Annotated in this window: 18 protein-coding genes; 4 read left to right on the forward strand and 14 right to left on the reverse strand. The window is 67.5% G+C overall.

Features of this window, described 5'->3' with window-relative positions; genetic code table 11:
• From C5B96_RS09980 to C5B96_RS09990, 3 genes are all read right to left on the reverse strand, one after another.
• Positions 1-782: choice-of-anchor D domain-containing protein (locus C5B96_RS09980; RefSeq protein ID WP_158507161.1), on the reverse strand; the 782-nt coding region annotated here is incomplete at its 3' end.
• A 214-nt stretch (positions 783-996) separates the two neighbouring features.
• A complete protein-coding gene (locus C5B96_RS09985) occupies positions 997-2,271 on the reverse strand; it encodes a saccharopine dehydrogenase family protein (RefSeq protein ID WP_104245224.1) in 1,275 nt (424 codons plus the stop codon).
• Between the two features lie 32 nt (positions 2,272-2,303).
• Positions 2,304-3,500: an ROK family protein gene (locus tag C5B96_RS09990; protein ID WP_104245225.1), complete on the reverse strand. Its 1,197-nt coding sequence runs from the start codon at positions 3,498-3,500 to the stop codon at positions 2,304-2,306.
• Positions 3,501-3,606: 106 nt separating this feature from the next.
• Between C5B96_RS09990 and xylA the strand changes: the two genes are divergently transcribed.
• The gene (xylA, locus tag C5B96_RS09995) at positions 3,607-4,797 is read left to right on the forward strand and encodes a xylose isomerase (RefSeq protein WP_104245226.1); all 1,191 of its coding nucleotides are present in this window, start codon (positions 3,607-3,609) and stop codon (positions 4,795-4,797) included.
• A gap of 2 nt (positions 4,798-4,799) precedes the next feature.
• On the forward strand, positions 4,800-6,491 hold the full coding sequence (locus tag C5B96_RS10000; protein WP_104245227.1) for a xylulokinase: 1,692 nt from the start codon (positions 4,800-4,802) through the stop codon (positions 6,489-6,491).
• A 128-nt stretch (positions 6,492-6,619) separates the two neighbouring features.
• On the opposite strand, the gene C5B96_RS10005 is transcribed toward C5B96_RS10000, so the two are convergent.
• From C5B96_RS10005 to C5B96_RS10045, 9 genes are all read right to left on the reverse strand, one after another.
• Complete coding sequence (locus tag C5B96_RS10005) at positions 6,620-7,585, reverse strand: sulfurtransferase (protein ID WP_104245228.1); 966 nt, start codon at positions 7,583-7,585, stop codon at positions 6,620-6,622.
• Between the two features lie 85 nt (positions 7,586-7,670).
• Positions 7,671-8,837: a glycerate kinase gene (locus C5B96_RS10010; protein ID WP_104245229.1), complete on the reverse strand. Its 1,167-nt coding sequence runs from the start codon at positions 8,835-8,837 to the stop codon at positions 7,671-7,673.
• Positions 8,838-8,924: 87 nt separating this feature from the next.
• Entirely contained in the window at positions 8,925-9,899 is a 975-nt protein-coding gene (gene nrdF, locus C5B96_RS10015; protein ID WP_104245230.1) for a class 1b ribonucleoside-diphosphate reductase subunit beta, read from the reverse strand.
• Positions 9,900-9,949: 50 nt separating this feature from the next.
• Positions 9,950-12,097, reverse strand: a complete 2,148-nt coding sequence (nrdE, locus tag C5B96_RS10020; RefSeq protein WP_255414725.1) for a class 1b ribonucleoside-diphosphate reductase subunit alpha — start codon at positions 12,095-12,097, stop codon at positions 9,950-9,952.
• Positions 12,082-12,483: a class Ib ribonucleoside-diphosphate reductase assembly flavoprotein NrdI gene (nrdI, locus tag C5B96_RS10025; RefSeq protein ID WP_104245232.1), complete on the reverse strand. Its 402-nt coding sequence runs from the start codon at positions 12,481-12,483 to the stop codon at positions 12,082-12,084. Before nrdI ends, nrdE begins: the two co-directional genes overlap by 16 nt.
• 15 nt (positions 12,484-12,498) lie before the next feature.
• A complete protein-coding gene (nrdH, locus tag C5B96_RS10030) occupies positions 12,499-12,732 on the reverse strand; it encodes a glutaredoxin-like protein NrdH (RefSeq protein ID WP_104245233.1) in 234 nt (77 codons plus the stop codon).
• 263 nt (positions 12,733-12,995) lie between these two features.
• Positions 12,996-14,387, reverse strand: coding sequence for an MFS transporter (locus tag C5B96_RS10035; protein WP_233189112.1), 1,392 nt, complete (start codon positions 14,385-14,387; stop codon positions 12,996-12,998).
• A gap of 54 nt (positions 14,388-14,441) precedes the next feature.
• Positions 14,442-15,170 (reverse strand): cyclase family protein, encoded by a 729-nt coding sequence (locus C5B96_RS10040; protein WP_104245234.1) that lies wholly within the window; start codon positions 15,168-15,170, stop codon positions 14,442-14,444.
• The gene (locus C5B96_RS10045; RefSeq protein WP_104245235.1) at positions 15,167-16,465 is read right to left on the reverse strand and encodes an APC family permease; all 1,299 of its coding nucleotides are present in this window, start codon (positions 16,463-16,465) and stop codon (positions 15,167-15,169) included. The genes C5B96_RS10040 and C5B96_RS10045 overlap by 4 nt, the downstream gene beginning before the upstream one ends.
• A gap of 145 nt (positions 16,466-16,610) precedes the next feature.
• Between C5B96_RS10045 and C5B96_RS10050 the strand changes: the two genes are divergently transcribed.
• Positions 16,611-17,636, forward strand: coding sequence for an ROK family protein (locus tag C5B96_RS10050; RefSeq protein ID WP_233189113.1), 1,026 nt, complete (start codon positions 16,611-16,613; stop codon positions 17,634-17,636).
• A gap of 20 nt (positions 17,637-17,656) precedes the next feature.
• Here C5B96_RS10050 and tatC read toward each other — a convergent pair whose 3' ends face one another.
• Together tatC and tatA are read right to left on the reverse strand one after the other, a co-directional pair.
• A complete protein-coding gene (gene tatC, locus C5B96_RS10055; RefSeq protein ID WP_104245236.1) occupies positions 17,657-18,418 on the reverse strand; it encodes a twin-arginine translocase subunit TatC in 762 nt (253 codons plus the stop codon).
• Between the two features lie 49 nt (positions 18,419-18,467).
• Positions 18,468-18,740 (reverse strand): Sec-independent protein translocase subunit TatA, encoded by a 273-nt coding sequence (gene tatA / locus C5B96_RS10060; protein ID WP_104245237.1) that lies wholly within the window; start codon positions 18,738-18,740, stop codon positions 18,468-18,470.
• A 199-nt stretch (positions 18,741-18,939) separates the two neighbouring features.
• On the opposite strand from tatA, the gene C5B96_RS10065 reads away from it, so the two are divergent.
• Positions 18,940-19,878: a ferritin-like domain-containing protein gene (locus tag C5B96_RS10065; RefSeq protein ID WP_104245238.1), complete on the forward strand. Its 939-nt coding sequence runs from the start codon at positions 18,940-18,942 to the stop codon at positions 19,876-19,878.
• Positions 19,879-19,894 lie beyond the last annotated feature (16 nt).

Here is a 19,894-nt window from a genome sequence, read left to right on the forward strand (position 1 = left end):
CCCGGGGGCGTCGTCGGCGGTGCCGTTGTCGCGGGCGGTGTCGTCGGGCCCACGGCCACGGCGGCACCCACGAGTGGCACGGCAACGACGAGGTTGCTCGATTCAGCCCCACCGGTCACGGGAAGTCCGCTGACAACAGCCCTGCCCGCCAGCGACCCGGCAGCCGTCGGTGCGTAGGTGAGCTCGAAGGTGGCCGTCGATCCGGGATTGGTCAGCGCACCGGCGTCACCGAACGAGGATGAGGTGAGACTCACGCCTGCCAGTGGCTGGTTGGCTCCGTCCACGAGTGCGATCGTGCCGTTGGAGAATCGAACGGGAACGACGCCATCCACGGTCAGGGTGACGACTCGTTTCGCGGTCTGGCCCACAGTGACCGAACCGAAGTCGGCGGTCGCGCCACTGTCGGTCGTCGCGGTGAAATGGGCCGGATCGGTGGCGGTCGAAACAGCCTTGAAGTTGATGGCCAGGCTCTTCTTCTCGAGATCGAGTTGATCCGTCGCGACGAGCGTCACCGTCTGGTTCCCGACCAACCCGGGAACAGGCTCGGAATAGGTGACATCAAAGGTCACCCTTCCGTTCTTGGGAATTACCGTCGTCGTTGTGAAGCTGACCGCGCCAGCCGTAAAGGGTGCATTCAGCGTGAACAGCGGTGCCGGGTCGATGGCGATCGCGTTGTCGCCGTCGTTGAGGAGAGTGAAGGTGCGGGTCACCGGCGAGCCTGCCTTCACGAAGCCGAAGTCGGGTTGTCCACCTGACAGCGCGAACGAGAAGGGTGCCGCCATCGCGGGCGCTGCCGCGCCCGCTCCGAGGGCGGCACCGCCGACCACGACAGCAGCGGCGACGACCAGTCGCGCCAAGCGGGAGAGGCGGGAGCGCGAGAGGCGGGAGCGCGAGAGACCGGAGGGGGTACGCAGAGACATGGGGCCAGCTTTCGAGACGACTCGGCCGTGCCGAGAAGATGAGTTCCCGTCACAGTAGCCGATGCTCGAGCAAACCTCAAATAGCGCGGTCCTCCAGCCCCCAGGCCTGCCCGTACCCGCCCTCGGCGACCGGCAGCGCCATCAACTCGAGGAACGGCAGCGCATCGAACGCCTCCGGCCCCAGCACCCCGACCCCGCCCCACACGCCGAGCGCCAGCAGCTCCAGCGCGATGACGGGGTTCAGCGCCGTCTGCCACACCACGCACTGCGACTCGTACTCCGCCATCGTCCACTCGTTGTCGGCCACGTGGTAGAGGTACACCTCGCGCGGCGCACCGTCGATGCCCGTGCCCGTCACCCACAGCCCGGCGCAGGTCTTGCCGGTCATCCGGGGCCCCAGCGTCGCCGGATCGGGCAGCCCCGCCGCGACGACGTCGCGCGGCGCGACCTGAACGGGGCCGGCAGCCGAGCGCACGGTCAGCGGCGCTGTCTTGTCGAGGCCGAGCTGGTGCAGGGTCTTCAGGATCGAGATGAACTCGTTGCCGAGGCCGTACTTGAAGGTGACACGTTTCGCGTCGACCCAGCGCGGCATCAGCAGCACCTCTTCGTGCTCGACGTTGACGCATTCGACAGGCCCGATGCCGTCGGGGAAGTCGAAGACCTCCGGCTCGCTGAACGGCGGCGTCGTGTACCAGCCGCGATCCTTCTCCCAGATCACAGGCGGATTGAGGCACTCCTCGATCGTGGTCCAGATACTGAACGAGGGCGCGAAGATCTCGGCTCCCGAGTCATCCCGCACGACCAGGTTCGCGCCGTCGCGGGTGCCGAGCTCGTCGATCTCACTGAACAGGTGGTCGGCGGCGTAGCGGGCGAACACGTCGCTGAGGCCGGGCTCCACCCCCATGCCGACGAGCGCGAGGGTGCCCGCCTTCTCCCAGTCGGCGGCCTGAGCGAACTGGTCGTCGCCGAGCTTGATGCCGGTCTCCGCGTAGGGATCGGCGGGATGCGGCTCCGACAGGCTCATCGCCATGTCGAGGTAGTTGGCTCCGGCCGCGAGCGCCCCGGCGAAGATCGACTGCACGAAGCGCGGTTCGACGGCGTTCATCACGTGGGTGGAACCGTGGCGACGCGCGACCTCCTCGACGTTGGCGGGGTCGGAGGCGTCGATGCGGTCGGCGATGAACTTTCGGGCGATCTCCGGCCCGTGCTTCGCCTGGATCCACGACACAGTCGACTCCGCGCGCGTGAGGTCGTAGTCCGTCACGACGATCGTGTCGAAGAATGTGCGCCTGGCGGCGATCTTCGCGATCGAGTCTCCGACGCCCCCTGCACCAACCAACAGAATCTTCATGGGCAGAGACTACCGCTCCGCGCGCCGGCCGCTCAGAACACCGTGCCCGCGGGATCGGCGAGCAGATCGGCGAACACCAGCTCTGCGGCCCCCGTCGTGAGCAGCCGCGAGCGGAGTTGCGCCCGTTCCAGCCGCACGGGATGCGACAGCCCCGTGAACGAGAGCGCGTCGACCGCCGCCCGCAACCGGTCGGGGTCTGCCTCGAAGAGCGACCCGAGAAACCCCCCGAGAACGATCGATTCGGGGTTGAAGATGCTGACGAAGGTGCCGATGGCCAGCGCCAGAACGTCGAGCTGCCGCTCGATCTCCCTGCGGGCATCCGGAACCCCGGCGATCAGCGCGTCGATCTCGTCGGGCCCCGACGTCTCGCGCCCGACGACCGCGAGCAGTCGCCCGAGATTGACCTCCGTCTCGAGGCAGCCGCGTTTACCGCAGTGGCACTGGATGCCGGAGCTGTTCACGAGCGTGTGACCGAGTTCGGCGGCATACCCCTGGGTGCCGCGCAGCATCACTCCGCCCGAGAGCACGCCCCCACCGATGCCGCTCGCGCTGCCGTTGAGGTAGACCAGGTCGGTGACGCCACGGCCGGCCCCGAACAGGCTCTCGGCGATGGTCGCGAGGGCCGCGTCGTTGCCGACACGCACCGGCAGGCCGAGCGCATCGGCGAAGGGCTCGACGAGGGGTTCGTCGTGCCAGCCGAGGTGCGGGGCGAGCGCCACGACACCCTCCCGCGAGTTCACGAGCCCCGGTACGGCGATGCCGACACCGACGATGCGAACGGAGGCGCCGAGTTCGGTGCGGAAGGCGCCGACGACCGAGCCGACCAGCGCGACCGCGTCGGCGACCGTCGGCACCGCGCTGAGTTCGTGCCGCTCGAGCCGGTGCAGCGCGCCGCCGAGGCCGACGACCCCGATCGTTATCGCGTCGACATCGGGATTCACGGTGATCGCGACGACGTCTTCGTTGGCGTGCACGACAGGACTCGGCCGACCGACGCGACCGGAGTCGAACGGCTCGGTCTCGTAGGCCAGGCCCCGGTCGGAGAGCTCGGCGACCAACGCTCCGATCGTGGACCGGTTGAGCACCGTCAGGCCCGTCAGCTGGGCGCGGGTCTGGGCGCCGTTGTGGTGCAGCAGCGTCAGGATCGTCGAGAGATTGTGGCGGCGCGTCTGGTCATTGCTGTTGCCGACGCCCGCCGAGAGGCGCCGCGGAACGTTCTCCAGAACCATGCCACCACCTCGTTTCTGCCCTTTGACAGATGCAGACTATCGGAATATGTTGGGCGTGGTAACTATTTCGGTTTCTCACCAACGATGCTGACTGGAGCACACTCGCATGTCTCTGACGCCCACCCGCGCTGACAAATTCTCTTTCGGACTCTGGACGATCGGGTACAACGGCTCCGACCCCTTCGGTGGCCCCACCCGCTCGCAGCTCGACGTGGTCGAGGCCGTCGAGCGCCTCAGTGAGCTCGGCGCCTACGGGCTGACCTTCCACGACGACGACCTCTTCGACTTCGGCTCGACCGACTCCGAGCGCCAGACCCAGATCGACCGCCTGAAGGGCGCTCTCTCGAGCACCGGCCTCGAGATCCCGATGGTCACCACCAACCTGTTCAGCGCGCCGGTCTTCAAAGACGGTGGCTTCACCTCGAACGACCGGGCCGTGCGCCGGTTCGCGCTCCGCAAGGTGATCCGCAACATCGACCTCGCCGCCGAGCTCGGCGCCAAGACCTTCGTCATGTGGGGCGGGCGCGAGGGCGCCGAGTACGACGCCGCGAAAGACATCCGTTCGGCACTCGAGCGCTACCGCGAAGCGGTCAACCTCCTCGGCGACTACGTGACCGACAAGGGCTACGACATCCGGTTCGCGATCGAGCCGAAGCCCAACGAGCCCCGCGGCGACATCCTGCTGCCCACCGTAGGTCACGCCATGGCCTTCATCCAGACGCTCGAGCGCCCTGAACTCGTCGGTGTGAACCCCGAGGTCGGGCACGAGCAGATGGCCGGACTCAACTTCGCCGCCGGCATCGCGCAGGCGCTGTACCAGGGCAAGCTCTTCCACATCGACCTGAACGGCCAGCGCGGCATCAAGTACGACCAGGACCTCGTGTTCGGCCACGGCGACCTCTACAACGCCTTCGCGCTCGTCGACCTGCTCGAGAACGGCTCGCCCGAGGGCGGCCCGGTCTACGACGGTCCGCGTCACTTCGACTACAAGCCGTCGCGCACCGAAGACATCACCGGCGTCTGGGACTCGGCTGCGGCCAACATGCGCACCTACCTCCTGCTGAAGGAGCGCGCGGCGTCGTTCCGTGCCGACCCCGAGGTGCAGGAGGCGCTGGCCGCATCCCGCGTGCCCGAGCTCTCGCAGCCCACGCTCAACGAGGGCGAGAGCTACGACGACCTGCTCGCCGACCGCAGTGCCTACGAAGACTTCGACCCGAGCGTCTACTTCGACGGCAAGGGCTTCGGCTTCGTGCGGCTCAACCAGCTCGCGCTGGAGCACCTGACCGGCGCGCGCTGACGATGACGCTGGTCGCCGGGGTCGACTCCTCGACCCAGAGTTGCAAGATCGTCATCCGAGACGCGGAGACGGGTGCCCTGGTGCGCTCGGGCCGCGCCACGCATCCCGACGGCACGTCGGTCGACCCCGCAGCGTGGTGGAGTGCGCTGCAGTCGGCCATCCGCGATGCCGGTGGGCTCGACGACGTCTCCGCGATCTCGATCGGCGGCCAGCAGCACGGCATGGTCGTGCTCGATTCCGAGGGGCGAGTCATCCGTGACGCGCTGCTCTGGAACGACACGCGGAGTGCCGAGGCGGCTGCAGACCTGCTCCGGGAGGTGGGAGCCGAGGGCTTCGCCTCCCGGGTCGGGTCACTGCCGGTCGCGTCGTTCACGGCGACCAAACTCCGCTGGCTGCGCGACGCCGAGCCCGAGAACGCTGCCCGCGTGGCCGCGGTGGCGCTTCCGCACGACTGGCTGACCTGGCGACTGCTGGGGTACGGCCCCGCCGAGGAGAGTCCCCTCGGTCCGGTTCTGGATGCTCTGGCCACCGATCGGTCGGATGCGAGCGGTACCTCCTACTGGAGTCCGGCGGCAGAGGCCTATGACCTCGACCTCTTCGAGCTGGCCCTCGGCCGGCCGGGCGTGGAGGCCCTCGGTGTCGCCGAGGCCGAAATCGAAGCCGAACTCGAGGCCGACTTCGTGGGTGAACTGCTCGCCGACGTCGACGCGGGCGACACGGGCTTCGACGGCGAACCGGTGAGCGATGGTTCGACGACCAGCGAGCCGGCCGCGCCCGGCGCCGCCGGCAACGACAGCGACGTCGGCAACGGCATCGAGCCGGTCATCCTTCCGCGGGTGGTGCAGACCGGCCACGTCGTCGGGGTCACCGTCGCCCACGGCGGCGATGAGACGTACGACAGCTCAAACCGCCCGGAAGGTGCCGACGCGGCCGGGGTCATCCCGGCCGGCATCCTCGTCGGTGCGGGCATGGGCGACAACGCCGGCGCCGCACTCGGTCTCGACGCGACAGCCGGAGACGTCGTCATCAGCATCGGAACGTCGGGCACCGCCTTCGCAGTGACCGATCATCCGGTATCCGACCTGACGGGCACGGTGGCGGGCTTCGCCGACGCGGCGGGCGGGTACCTGCCGATCGTCGTGACACTGAACGCGGCCCGCATCCTGGCCTCGGTCAGCGCACTGCTCGGCGTCGACTACGACGAGTTCGCGCGGCTTGCGCTGGCGGCAGCGCCCGGCTCGGGGGGCGCGGTGCTCGTGCCCTACTTCGAGGGCGAGCGTACGCCGAACCTGCCCGAGGCCACGGCGACGCTGGCCGGGCTCACCATCGCCTCGACCACCCGCGAGAACCTGGCCCGGTCGGCGATCGAGGGCATGCTCCTCGGGCTGGCCGACGGTGTGGGTGCGATCCGTGCACTCGGCGTCGATACCCGGCGCGTGCTGCTCGTCGGCGGGGCGGCGCAGAACGCCGCTGTGCAGGCGGTCGCCGCGCAGGTGTTCGACGTACCGGTCTCAGTTCCGACTCCAGGTGAGTATGTGGCCGACGGCGCCGCGCGCCAGGCCGCGTGGACCTTGAGCGGAACCCGCCCCACCTGGCCGCTCTCGTTCGTGGCCGAGCTCGAGGTCGCCACGGTTCCCGGGATCGCGGAGCAGTACCGCCGAGCCCAGGCTCTCGGGCAGGTGCCACGCTCCTGACCGGGAGCGCCCGCCGGCGCCGTGGGCTCAGTCACCGCGGCGTCGGCCAGCGGCGACGGCCCTCACCCTCCTGGGGCTAACGTGAGCCACGGCGCAGAGCGACGGATGCCGGCAGCGGGAAGTTTCGGCTACTCCCCCGTCGCCAGCGGGCGGTCGGTGTTCGACCACGCCGACCACGAGCCGGGGAACACCCGCGGCTCGAACCCCGCGATCGTCAGGGCCACCGCATCGGCAGCGGCCGTCACACCCGAGCCGCAGTAGACGCCGACCGGAGCATCCCGAACCGCACCCGCCGCCTCGAAACGAGCCCGTAGCTCGGCGGGGCTGAGGAAGCGGCCGTCTGCATCCAGATTGCCGGTCGCGGGCGCGTTTCGGGCGCCCGGAATGTGACCGGCACGCGGGTCGATCGGCTCGACCTCGCCGCGGAACCGCTCCGGCGCACGCGCGTCGAGCAGCACACCGCTCTCCCCCAGCGCGGCCGCCTCGTCGATGTCGAGCCACGGGAGCGATCCGTAGGCCAGCGTGACCGAGCCAACAGGGTTGCCCTCGGGTTCGCCTGTCTCGAGAGCGAGGCCCGCAGCCTTCCACGCGTTCAGTGCTCCGTCGAGCAACCTGACATCCGCAATACCCGCGCTCTTCAACAGCCACCAGGCACGGGCCGACGACAGGTTGCCCAGGTCGTCGTAGACCACGACCGTGTCGCCGTCGTCGAGGCCCCAGCTGCGGGCCGCCGCCTGCAGGTCGGCGATGGCGGGCACCGGATGCCGCCCCTCAGAAGGTTCGCCGTGCCGCGCGAGCTGCGTGTCGAGGTCGACGAAACGCGCTGTGGGAATGTGGCCTTCGAGGAACAGGGGATGCCCGTGGGGGCCGCCGAGCTTCCACCGCACGTCGAGCACCCGCACCCGCGGCCGGTCCGCGACCTCGACCGCACCAGCACCAGCACCAGCACCAGCACCAGCACCAGCACCAGCATCAGCGTCAGCACCTGCATCGGCGTCGGCGTTCGCGCCTGCATCCGCATCCGCATCCGCCGAGCCCGCGACGCCCAACAGCTCGGCAAGCTCCTCCGCCGTGATCAGAACCTCTGCCGTCATTGCCCCCACCTCTCCGCGTCGCAACCCGTGACCGCCCGAACGGCGAGCACCGGCATCCATTCGTCCATCTGCCGGCGCCTGCCGCTCAACCCTCAGGCGGCTCGGCGCCACCGTTGGCCAGCGCCCTGCCCGCCGCCCACAGGAACGCCAGCGCGTTCTCGATGGCCGCATGCGAGCTGCCCGCCAGGTCGCTGAGCGACACCGACGCCGCAAAATCCTCGGGGTCGGCGCCGATATTGCCCGCCACCAGCAGCGGGAACGTCTCGTGCTTCCGGGCCAGGGCCAGCACGAACGAGGGCACCTTGCCGGCGGCGGACTGCGCATCGAACCGGCCTTCCCCCGTGATGACGACGTCGGCTTCGGCGATGTCGCGGTCGAGCCCCACCGCGTCGGCGACCGTCTCTGCACCGCTCCGGATGATCGCGCCCCAGAGCGCCAGGCCGAACCCCGTTCCCCCGGCCGCTCCCGCACCGGGCGCCTCGGGGTCGGCCAGCAGTGTGCCATCGGATCGCTCGCTGCGATGCGCGGCCGCGCCGACGACGCGCACCAGGCTCGCGAGCCCCCGATCGAGCTCCGCGACCTGGTGCATGTCGGCGCCCTTCTGCGGACCGAAGACTGCGGCGGCGCCATTCGCGGCCAGAAGCGGGTTGGTGACATCGGTGACGATCTCGGCACCGCCCTCCGGCAGCGGGCGGAGGGCGCTGAAGTCGACGCTCACCAGCTGGGCGAGCCCGGCGCCGCCGTCGGCGATGGGCCGACCGTCTGCGTCGAGAAAGCGGCCACCGAGCGCACGGAGGGCGCCGACTCCGCCGTCGGTGGACGCACTGCCCCCGATCGCGAGCAACAGGCGTTCGACGCCGTGGTCGAGGGCGGCGGCGATGGCCTGCCCGAAGCCGGTGGTCTGGGCATCCATCGGCCGGAGTTCGGGCATCAGGGTGAGGCCGCTGGTGTTCGCCAGCTCGACGATGCCGGTAGTGCCGACGCTGTGCTCGCCCGGAACCAGCAGCCACTCGGCCTGCACAGGTTCACCGACAGGGCCGGTCACGGTGATCGGCATGCGCTTCGAGCCGGGAATGGCGAGGGCGAAGGCGTCGATGGTGCCCTCGCCGCCGTCGGCCATCGGCCGGAGAACGACGGTGTCGCCCGGGCGAGCTTCGCTCCACCCGCCACCGATGGCGGAGGCGACCTCAGAGGCGGTGGCGCTGCCTTTGAACGAGTCGGGGGCGACGACGACCTGCAACTTCGGGCTCATGCCTCCATCTTGCCGCACCCCCGCCGCCGCCATCCCGCTCCTCAGGTGCGAGACGTCATCACTCGACTGCAGCGGAACACGCGTCGCTCAGAAATCCCAGTCTTCGTCTTCCGTGTTCACGGCCTTGCCGATGACGTACGACGAACCCGATCCGCTGAAGAAGTCGTGGTTCTCGTCGGCGTTCGGCGAGAGGGCCGACAGGATCGCCGGGTTCACGTCGGTCACGCTCTTCGGGAACATGGGCTCGTAGCCGAGGTTCATCAGCGCCTTGTTGGCGTTGTAGTGCAGGAACTTCTTGACGTCTTCGGTCAGCCCGACTTCGTCGTAGAGGTCTTGCGTGTACTGCGTCTCGTTCTCGTAGAGGTCGTAGACGAGCGAGAATGTGTAGTCCTTGATCTCGTCGCGCTTGGCCTGGTCGACCTTCTCCAGCCCCTTCTGGAACTTGTAGCCGATGTAGTACCCGTGCACGGCCTCGTCGCGGATGATGAGGCGGATCAGGTCGGCCGTGTTCGTGAGCTTGGCGCGGGACGACCAGTACATCGGCAGGTAGAAGCCCGAGTAGAAGAGGAACGACTCGAGCAGGGTCGAGGCGACCTTTCGTTTGAGCGGGTCATTGCCGTGATAGTCGTCGAGAACGATGTCTGCCTTCTTCTGCAGGTTCGGGTTCTCGGTCGACCAGCGGAACGCCTCGTCGATGTCTTTGGTGTTCGACAGCGTCGAGAAGATCGACGAGTACGACTTGGCGTGCACCGACTCCATGAACGCGATGTTCGTGTAGACGGCCTCTTCGTGAGGAGTGACCGCGTCGGGGATCAGCGAGACCGCGCCGACCGTGCCCTGGATGGTGTCGAGCAGCGTCAGGCCCGTGAACACGCGCATCGTGAGCTGCTGCTCGGCCGGGGTCAGGGTGTTCCACGACTGCACGTCGTTCGAGAGCGGAACCTTCTCGGGCAACCAGAAGTTGTTGACGAGACGGTTCCACACCTCGACGTCTTTCTCATCCTGGATCTTGTTCCAGTTGATCGCTTGCACGTGACGAGCGAGCTTCAGCATTTCAGGCACGGTCTTCTTTTCTACTGATTACAAACGAAAGGCAAGCGGATGCTCGAACCTTACAAAGTGCAGCTGACACAGCCCTCTACCTCGGTGCCCTCCAGCGCCATCTGGCGCAGGCGGATGTAGTAGATGGTCTTGATGCCCTTGCGCCACGCGTAGATCTGCGCCTTGTTGATGTCGCGGGTCGTTGCGGTGTCGCGGAAGAACAGCGTCAGCGAGAGACCCTGGTCGACGTGCTGGGTCGCGGCGGCGTAGGTGTCGATGACCTTCTCGGCACCGATCTCGTACGCGTCCTGGTAGTACTCCAGGTTGTCGTTCGTCAGGAACGGCGCGGGGTAGTAGACGCGACCGATCTTGCCTTCCTTGCGGATCTCGATCTTCGAGGCGATCGGGTGGATGGATGCCGTGGAGTTGTTGATGTACGAGATCGAGCCGGTCGGCGGCACCGCCTGCAGGTTCTGGTTGTAGATGCCGTGCTCCATGACCGAAGCCCGAAGCGCCTCCCAGTCGGCCTGCGTCGGAATGTGGATCGACGCATTGTCGAACAGTGACGCGACCTTCACGGTCGACGGGGTCCATGACGAGGAGGTGTACTTGTCGAAGAAAGTACCCGACGCGTAGGTCGAGTCGGCGAACCCGTCGAACACCTCGCCACGCTCGATGGCGATGCGGTTGGAAGCCCTCAGCGCGTGGAACAGCACCGTGTAGAAGTAGATGTTCGTGAAGTCGATGCCCTCTTCAGAGCCGTAGAACACCCGCTCACGAGCGAGGTAGCCGTGCAGGTTCATCTGGCCGAGGCCGATGGCGTGCGAGCGGTCGTTGCCGGCCTCGATCGAGCGCACCGAGGTGATGTGGCTCTGGTTCGACACCGAGGTGAGGCCGCGGATCGCGGTCTCGACGGTCAGGCCGAAGTCGGGCGAGTCCATGGTGAGCGCGATGTTCAGCGAACCCAGGTTGCAGGAGATGTCCTTGCCGATCTCGTCGTACGACAGGTCTTCGTTGTAGGTCGTCGGCGTGTTGACCTGCAGGATCTCCGAGCAGAGGTTCGACATGTTGATGCGGCCCTTGATCGGGTTCGCCTTGTTCACGGTGTCTTCGTACATGATGTACGGGTAGCCGGATTCGAACTGGATCTCGGCCAGCGTCTGGAAGAACTCGCGCGCCTTGATCTTCGACTTGTGGATGCGCGGGTCGTCGACCATCTCGCGGTACTTCTCCGAGACGCTGATGTCGCCGAACGGCACACCGTAGACCTTCTCGACGTCGTACGGCGAGAAGAGGTACATGTCTTCGTCGTTCTTGGCGAGCTCGAACGTGATGTCGGGCACGACGACGCCGAGGGAGAGCGTCTTGATGCGGATCTTCTCGTCGGCGTTCTCACGCTTCGTGTCGAGGAAGCGCAGGATGTCGGGGTGGTGCGCCGAGAGGTACACCGCGCCCGCGCCCTGGCGGGCACCGAGCTGGTTGGCGTAGCTGAAGGAGTCTTCGAGCAGCTTCATCACGGGGATGATGCCCGACGACTGGTTCTCGATCTGCTTGATGGGCGCACCGGCCTCGCGGATGTTCGACAGCAGCAGCGCAACGCCGCCGCCGCGCTTCGAGAGCTGCAGCGACGAGTTGATCGCCCGCGAGATCGACTCCATGTTGTCTTCGATGCGCAGCAGGAAGCAGGAGACGAGCTCGCCGCGCTGCGCCTTGCCGGTGTTCAGGAACGTCGGAGTGGCCGGCTGGAAGCGGCCGCCGATGATCTCCTCGACGAGGTTGATCGCCAGGGCTTCGTCGCCGTCGGCGAGGCCGAGGGCCGTCATCACGACGCGGTCTTCGAAGCGCTCGAGGTAGCGCTTGCCGTCGAAGGTCTTGAGCGTGTACGAGGTGTAGTACTTGAACGCCCCGAGGAACGTCTCGAACCGGAACTTCTTCGAGTAGGCGAGGTCGTTCAGCTTCTGGATGAACTCGAACGAGTAGCGCTCGATGAGCGCGGCCTCGTAGTACTCCTTCTCGACCAGGTAGTCGAGGCGCTCACGCAGGTTGTGGAAGAAGACCGTGTTCTGGTTGACGTGCTGCAGGAAGTACTGCTTCGCCGCCTCTTTGTCTTTGTCGAACTGGATGTTGCCGTCGGCGTCATAGAGGTTCAGCATCGCGTTCAGCGAGTGGTAGTCGAGCGCCGACACCGCCGCCGGCGACTCAATCAGTGTGCTTTCCAAAATGCTTCCAATCCTGTTGATACGGCCTCGACGTCGTCGGGCGTACCGAAGACTTCGAATCGATAGAGCGTGTCGACGTTGCACTTCTGCGCGACGATGTCACCGGCGAGGCAGTAGGCCTCACCGAAGTTCGTGTTCCCTGCGGCGATGACGCCCTTGATCAGCGAACGGTTGTGCGGGTCGTTCAGAAACCTGATGACCTGCTTGGGTACTGCTCCCCCGGTCACCCCGCCCCCATAGGTGGGCAACACGAGAACGTACGGCTCGTCGACCTTCAGCGGAGCTTCGGTCGCGTAGAGCGGGATGCGATGGGCCGGTTTGCCGAGCTTCTCGACGAACCGGTGGGTGTTGCCTGAGACGCTCGAGAAGTAGACGAGGTCTGTCATGAAGAAGAAGTCAGATCAGGCCACGCGGGCGGCGAGCTCGGCGATCTTGTCGGGGCGGAAACCGCTCCAGTGGTCGTCGTCGGTGATGACGACGGGAGCCTGCAGGTAGCCCAGCTCCTTGACGGCGGCGAGCGCCTTCTCGTCGACGGAGACGTCGAAGATCTCGTACTCGAGACCCTTGTTCTCGAGGGCGCGGTAGGTTGCGGTGCACTGGACGCAGGAGGGCTTCGTGTAGACCGTGATTGCCATGGTGAGCGCCTTTCTCTTCAAAGTCTTGGTCGGGAGTACAACACTACATCTAGTTGTCTTCGTGAGAACAGACCCCTAGATGAAGTAGTTACACGGCTGTAATTATCCACAGGTCGCGGTGAGTTTCCACAGTCGTTAAACACCCCGAGTGCACAGGTAATTCCGCGGAAAACCGGCTCTGGCGAGCCGATCTGTGCATAACTCCGAGGTCTGGCCTGAGGATAACTTCGACCGCCGACACCGAGACAGTCGGGCGTGTCGCGTCACGCACCCGTGGTGGTCGCAGGCCGCACCCGTCGGGTCACGACGAGGGCCGCCAAGCCCAGGATGCCCGACAGCACGAAGCACCCGGTGAAGCCGAGCACGCTCGCGTCGCCGAACGTCGCGAAGACACCCGCCGTCAGCGCCAGAGCCAGAGCCGCGACCGTGGAATCGGAGATGGCGAGGGCCGAAGAGTTGAATCCCTGGTTCGACGGCGTCGACAACCGCAGTGTCGCCACGGACAGTCGCGGATAGACCACCCCCATGCCGGCACCCGCGAACACCCACCCCACGATGACGACCGCGGCAGGCAGGCCGAGGATCGAGCATCCGAGAGCCGACAGAACGGCCACCAGCACCAGCCCGACGCCGAGCCTCAGGCTCGCGGTGTCGCTCCAGCCTGCGGCGAACCGGGTCATCGCCCACGACGCAGCCGCCCACGACACCCCCGACACCGAGAGCGACAGGCCCGCCATCGTCGGCGAGAAGTCGTACTGGCTGGTGAAGAGGTAGGGCAGGTAGGTGTCTGAGGAGAAGTAGGCCGCCGACATCAGCCCGCGCAGCACGATGACGGAGGGGAGCCCGCGCGCCAGCGTGAGCGAGCCGCGGGGTAGCAGCGGGCGGAGCGCCCAGACCGTCACCACGATCGCAGCGCCCGACACCAGCCACACGGCGACACCGCTCAGCTGCCCCACGAGGCTGGCACCGAGCACCGCCACGGCGGCGACGATCGACCACAGGATGGGCGCAGCCTTCCACGGCACACCGTTCTGCGCCGTCGGGAAACCGCGCATCACCGGCACGACCATGAACATCGCGAGCAGCACGAGCACGACGACCCCGAGGAACACCCAGCGCCAGCCGACGGTCTGCGCCACGGCGCCCGCGACCAGCGGCCCGACCAGCGACGGAATCACCCAGGCCGCAGCGAACGCCGCGAAGATCTTGGGGTGGAGCGCGAGTGGGTAGACCCGCGCCACGAGCACATAGAGGGCGACGGTCAGCCCGCCGCCGCCCAGACCCGAGACGAGGCGACCGGCGACGAGCATCGGCATGCTGGTGGCCAGCCCCGCGACGAGCAGACCACCCGCGAAGGAGAAGACCGCCGCGAACAGGGCGCGCTTCGGCCCGGCCCGGTCTGACCAGTTGCCGGCGACCACCATGCCCACGACGCCGACCGCGAGCGGTCCGGAGAACGCGAGGGCATAGAGCGACTCGCCGTCGAGCTCGCGGCTGATCGTCGGCATGACCGTGGTCACCGCGAGCGCTTCGAAGGCGGCGAGCAGGATCATCGCGAGCATCCCGACGGTCACCCATCGGTAGGCACGGTTCAGGATGCCCGCAGCCGAGTCGCTCGGCCGGGCATCCTGACCCGTTGCCGACTCTGTGCTCACTCCCTCAGGCTACGGGAGACCACTGACACCGGCCGGCCCGGCCACAGGCCTCGGTCAGGCCGGCCCGTCGACCGTGGCGAACGCCCGCACCGGGAAGGTGCCGAACCCGGCGACCTTCGGCGGCACCGCCGTGAAGCGCGCACCCCGGAACGGCAGCGAACCGAGGTTCGTGAGGTGCTCGACGACGTGGATGCCCGCATCGAGCAACAGCGTGTGCGCCGGTCGTTCGCCACCCGACTCGGTGTCATCGATGTTCAGCGAGTCGATTCCGACCAGCGCGACCTCCCGTTCGATGAGCAGGCGCGCGCCGTCCTCGGTGAGGAACGGTGCACCGCTGGCATAGGAGGGGGTGCCGAACAGCGTGTCCCAGCCGGTCGCGAGCAGCACGGCCGTGCCGCGCAGGTCTTCGGTGCCGAAGGCGTCGGCGGTGATGCCGCGACCGTCGAATGCCGGCTCCGACTGGTCTTCGGGCGAGGGTCCGTCTGCACTGTCGCCGGCGATCGCGGGGAAGGAGAAGACCACCGCGGGAAGCTCGGCCAGCGTCTCGAGCTCCAGCGTCGACAGATCGCCGCCGTCGGCGTACCGGTGGAACGGGCTGTCGAGGTAGGTGCCCGTGTTGCCGATCATGGTGATGATGTCCATCGCGAACTCCGTGCCGGGCGCGTACTTCCCCCGCGAGTCCTCCCGCGTCAGGTGCGGCGTGAACGTGGGTGCCGGCAGACCGGGGTAGGTGACGAGCCCTTCGGTGATCGTGTGGCTGAGGTCGATGAAACGGCGGCTCATGCGAGGGCCTTCCTCTTCTTCTGCAGGTCGCCCTGCCGACGGTGACTTTCGCGGCGTCGCCGCCTGACTACGGTAACAACGAGAGCGGCCACGGCGAGCAGCGCCGGCGGAACGAGGGTGCCCCCAGCGAGCACGAGCAACCCGGCGACGAGCACGGCCGACACCAGCGACATCCACCAGCCCACCGAGAACCGCTCGAGCAACCGCATCGCCGCGACCGCGACCATGCAACTCGTGTGCACGAGGATGAACGGGGTGAGCTGGCCGCCCGAGATCACCATGAGCGTGAAGTCGGCCCCAACCAGCCCGCCCACCAGCAGCAGCGCGCGGCGCGGCAGCCCGCCGGATTCGGCGCCGCGGCCGAACCAGCGCGGCAGGTCGCCGTCGCGCCCGAGCGAGGCGCCCAGCTTCGCGAAGGCACCGACGTAGGCGTTCAGGACCCCGAGCGCCACCACCGCGGCGATGGCGGCGACGGCATACCGGGCCCCCGACCAGCCGGCCGCCTCGACGAGCGAGAGCAGCGGCACGGCGCTCATCGGCCCGGATCCGGCACGCTCGCCCAGCACGGCGACCGTGATCCACTGCAGGGCGAGGTAGGCGGCTCCGACCACCACGATCGCGACGGCCGTGGCGAGCGGGATGGTGCGTCTCGGGTTCACGAACTCGCCGGCGATGTGCGTGACGGCCTCCCACCCCGCGAACGCCCAGACGAACAGGCTGATCGCCGTGCCGACTCCGGCCCAGCCGTGCGGCAGGAACGGCTCGAAGTTCGCCGCCTGGCCCGACGGCGCAGCGAGAGCGACCACGCCGACCACCACGACCACCAGGAGCGCGGAGAGCACGAGCTGCACGCGACCCGACAGCTTCAGCCCGAAGGCGTTCAGCGCGAAGCTCGGCGCGAGCAGCACCGGCGCGACGACGAACGCGACCCAGCCGGGCGCACCCAGCACCGCGACGACGTACTCGGCGCCGAGCATCGCGACCACGGGAGCGCCGAACGAGACGCCGAAGAAGAACCAGTAGCCGGTCATGCGCGCCGCCGTCTGGCCGAGCGCGAGCCGCACGAACGTCGCGACGCCGCCCGCATCGGGGTGGCGCGCCGCGAGCGCAGCGAAAGTGCCCGCGAGGGGAACCGACAGCACGATCAGGGCGCCGACGGCCAGCAGCGAGGCCGGCCCGGCGACCTGGGCGGCGAGGGCGGGCAGCACCAGGATGCCCGTTCCGAGCACGGCGGCGATGTAGAGGGCCGAGCCCTGGGCGAGCCCGACGGTGGGCGCCGGCTGAGGTGAGGTCATGACTCCATCGTGGCCTGGCGCACCGCCGTGCAGAATGGCAGAAGAGACAACCTGCGTCTGATTCCTGCCAGTGCGCACCAGTCAGGAGAGAAGGGGCGCGATAGAGTCTCCCTGTTCCAGTGTCGACCCGAAAGCCAGGCCACCCGTGACCGAACTCCCTCACCGCCAGCGTGTGAACGTCGCCGACATCGGGGGCAGCCACATCACGGCGGCCGTCGTCGAACTGGTCGGCGGGCCGGATGCCGCGGGCTCCGCGTCGCTCACCGCCCGTGTGCTCAGCTCCGTCGGCGCCGACACCGACCCGCACGGCTCGGCCGACGAGATCCTCGGCGCGTGGACGCAGGCGTGCCTCGGTGCCGTGGCGGAGGCCGACGGCGCTGCGGCCGGTGCGGCGGAGGCCGGCGGCGAGACGTCGGAGGCGGCATCCACTGTCTTCCCCGGCTGGGCCTTCGCGATGCCCGACCCCTTCGACTTCGAGCGCGGAATCGGCACCTTCGAGAACGTCGCGAAGTTCGAGAACCTCTCGGGCCTCGACCTGCGAGCCGCCCTCGCCGAACGCCTCGACGCGCCGCCGCCAGCCGTGCGTTTTCTGCACGATGCTGCGGCATACGGCATCGGCGAGTGGATGTTCGGAGCAGCCGCCGGCCACGACCGCGCGGTCGTCATCACCCTCGGCACGGGCGTCGGCTCGACGTTCCTCGACCACGGAATCCCTGTCGCTCACCGGGAGGACGTGCCCACCAACGGAACCGTGCACCTCCTGCAGATCGACGGCGCACCCCTCGAAGACACGGCGTCGACCCGCGCGATCCTCGCCGCCTACGAGCGGGCCGCGCTGCCCTCCGACCCCGGCACGGGCGCTGCGCCCGTCACCGTCAAGCAGATCGCAGAGCGCGCGCGGGCCGGCGAGGCTGCCGCCGCCCAGGTGCTCGATCACGCTCTCTTCGAGCTCGGGGCCGCCCTCGCCCCGTGGCTCGCCGCGTTCGAGGCCACCGTGCTCGTGGTCGGCGGATCCATGTCGCGCTCGTGGGATCTGCTGGAGCCGCCCTTCCGCGACGGCATCGAGGGCGCCCGGCCCGAGCTGGCCGCCTCCCTCACCCTCGCGGCGTCGCCCCTGCTCGACGACGCCCCCCTCCTCGGTGCCGCCGCCTGGGCTGCCCGCCGCCCCTGACGCGCAACCGAGAGCCGCGGTCAGAGTCCGATCGACGAGAGCTCAGCTTCCTGAGCCTCGACCCGTTTCGCTGCCCGACGATCATGGAGTGTCGCGATGAGAGCCGCCGTGTAGAACAGAACGATCATAGGGATCGCGAGAAGGAACATCGATGCGACATCGGCAGCCGGAGTTGCAATCGCCGTGAAGAGCACGATGACCAGAATCGCAATGCGCCAGCTCTTCAAGATGGCCCTGCCCGAGATGACGCCTGCAAAGTTCAACAGGACAAGCAGAACCGGGAGAACGAACGCAACACCAATCGCGACGACGAGTTTGAGCACGAAGTCGTAATAGGGGCGCGCGTCGATGATCGACGTCGAGCCTGACGGGGCAAACCCCGTCAGCAAACCGACCATATGCGGAAGCACATACCAGCCCGCCGTCGCACCTGCGAGGAAGAGCGGAACGGCCGTGAGCACGAACCCGATGGCGTACTGCTTCTCTTTTCGCGTCAGCCCGGGTACCAGGAACGCCCAGAGCTGATAGAGCCAAACGGGTGAGGAGATCACTATTCCCACGGTGAAGGCGATCTGTAGTCGAAGGTCGAACGCACTCGACACATCCGTGAAGTTCAGCGACGCCGTACGGCCCTGGGAGTCGACAATGTCGCTCACAGGTTGACGTAGAGCAGTGAGAACCGGGTCGGAGACGATCCACCCCACGACCGCACCGATCACTATTCCCAGAGCCGCCCGGAACAACCTGCGGCGGAACTCCCGGAGATGCGAACCGAGAGTCATTCGACCCTCGCTGTTACGAGCCTTCTCCTTGACCGAGGTCATGGTGTGATCAGCGGGTCGGAGTGGTCTCTGACGCCGGAACATCGGCGGGAACACTGGCCCCGGCGGGTGCGTGGGCTGCAGCAGCGGGAGACGCGGCGCCGGGAGCAGCAGATGAATCAGAAGCCGATTCATCGCTCTGCAATGTCTTCACTTCGCTCTTGAAGATGCGCATCGACTGACCGACGCTGCGTGCGAGACCGGGGAGCTTCGGTGCTCCGAAGAGCAGAAGCACGATGGCGAGGATGACAATCATGTGCCATCCCTGAAGATTTCCGAGCATGTCGAGTCCTTTGCGAGAGTGAGTGGAGTACCACGTTCAGCGTGACGGACTGCGACCGAGCACAGGTGAACCATACACAGCTTCCAGATGAATGCCCACCCATCGTTTGTAAAGAGAAATTTCTCAGAAATTTCCAATCCGATGACATACTGGCCCCGAGGGGCTACTGCATCACTTTTACCAAACGAAGGATGACCAATTGTTTGAGAAGAAATTCATTGCGAACGCGATTGACCGCAGTTCGCAGTCCGAGCTGGACCGCCGACTTCTGCTGAAGGGCTTCGGACTCGCCGGGCTCGGCGTCGGGGCATCAGTGCTGATCCCGACCGTCGGCGCACAGGCCGCCGAAGACCCCAACGCTGCAGCAACAGACGCTGCCGTGCTGAACTTCGCCCTGAACCTCGAATACCTCGAAGCCGAGTTCTACCTCCGCGCCTCGACCGGTACCGGTCTGGTCCCCAACGACATCTCCGGAACCGGCACCGCCGGCGCTGTCACCGGCGGCCGCCAGGTGCAGTTCAAGGACTACAACATCCGCCAGTACGCCCGTGAGATCGCTCAGGACGAGAAGAACCACGTGCGGTTCCTCCGGGCAGCGCTCGGCAAGTCCGCCGTCGCCCGCCCCGCGATCAACCTCGACGCCGCGTTCACCGCAGCAGCAACCGCCGCCGGACTGATCAAGCCCGGCCAGACCTTCGACGCGTTCGGCAGCGACGAGAACTTCCTCCTCGCCTCGTACATCTTCGAAGACGTCGGAGTCACCGCCTACAAGGGCGCCTCCCCCCTCATCACGAACAAGACGTACCTGGAAGCCGCCGCAGGCATCCTCGCGGTCGAGGCGTACCACGCCGGTATCATCCGCACGACCCTGTACGCCAAGGGTCTCGCCGATGCCGCCAACGCGATCTCCGACGCCCGCGACAGCCTCGACGGACCCACCGACGACGACCAGGGCATCACCGACAAGGCCGCTGGTGGCGCCTTGAACCTCGTACCCACCGACGCGAACGGTATTGCCTTCAGCCGCTCACCCGGCCAGGTACTCAACGTCGTCTACCTCAACAACAAAGCCGTCACCAAGGGCGGGTTCTTCCCCTCCGGCGTCAACGGCGCCGTCAACACCAGCGCCGCCAACTAGTTCCAGGGCTCGCTTC

It is taken from the genome of Subtercola sp. Z020, assembly GCF_002931235.1.
Lineage (GTDB): Bacteria > Actinomycetota > Actinomycetes > Actinomycetales > Microbacteriaceae > Subtercola.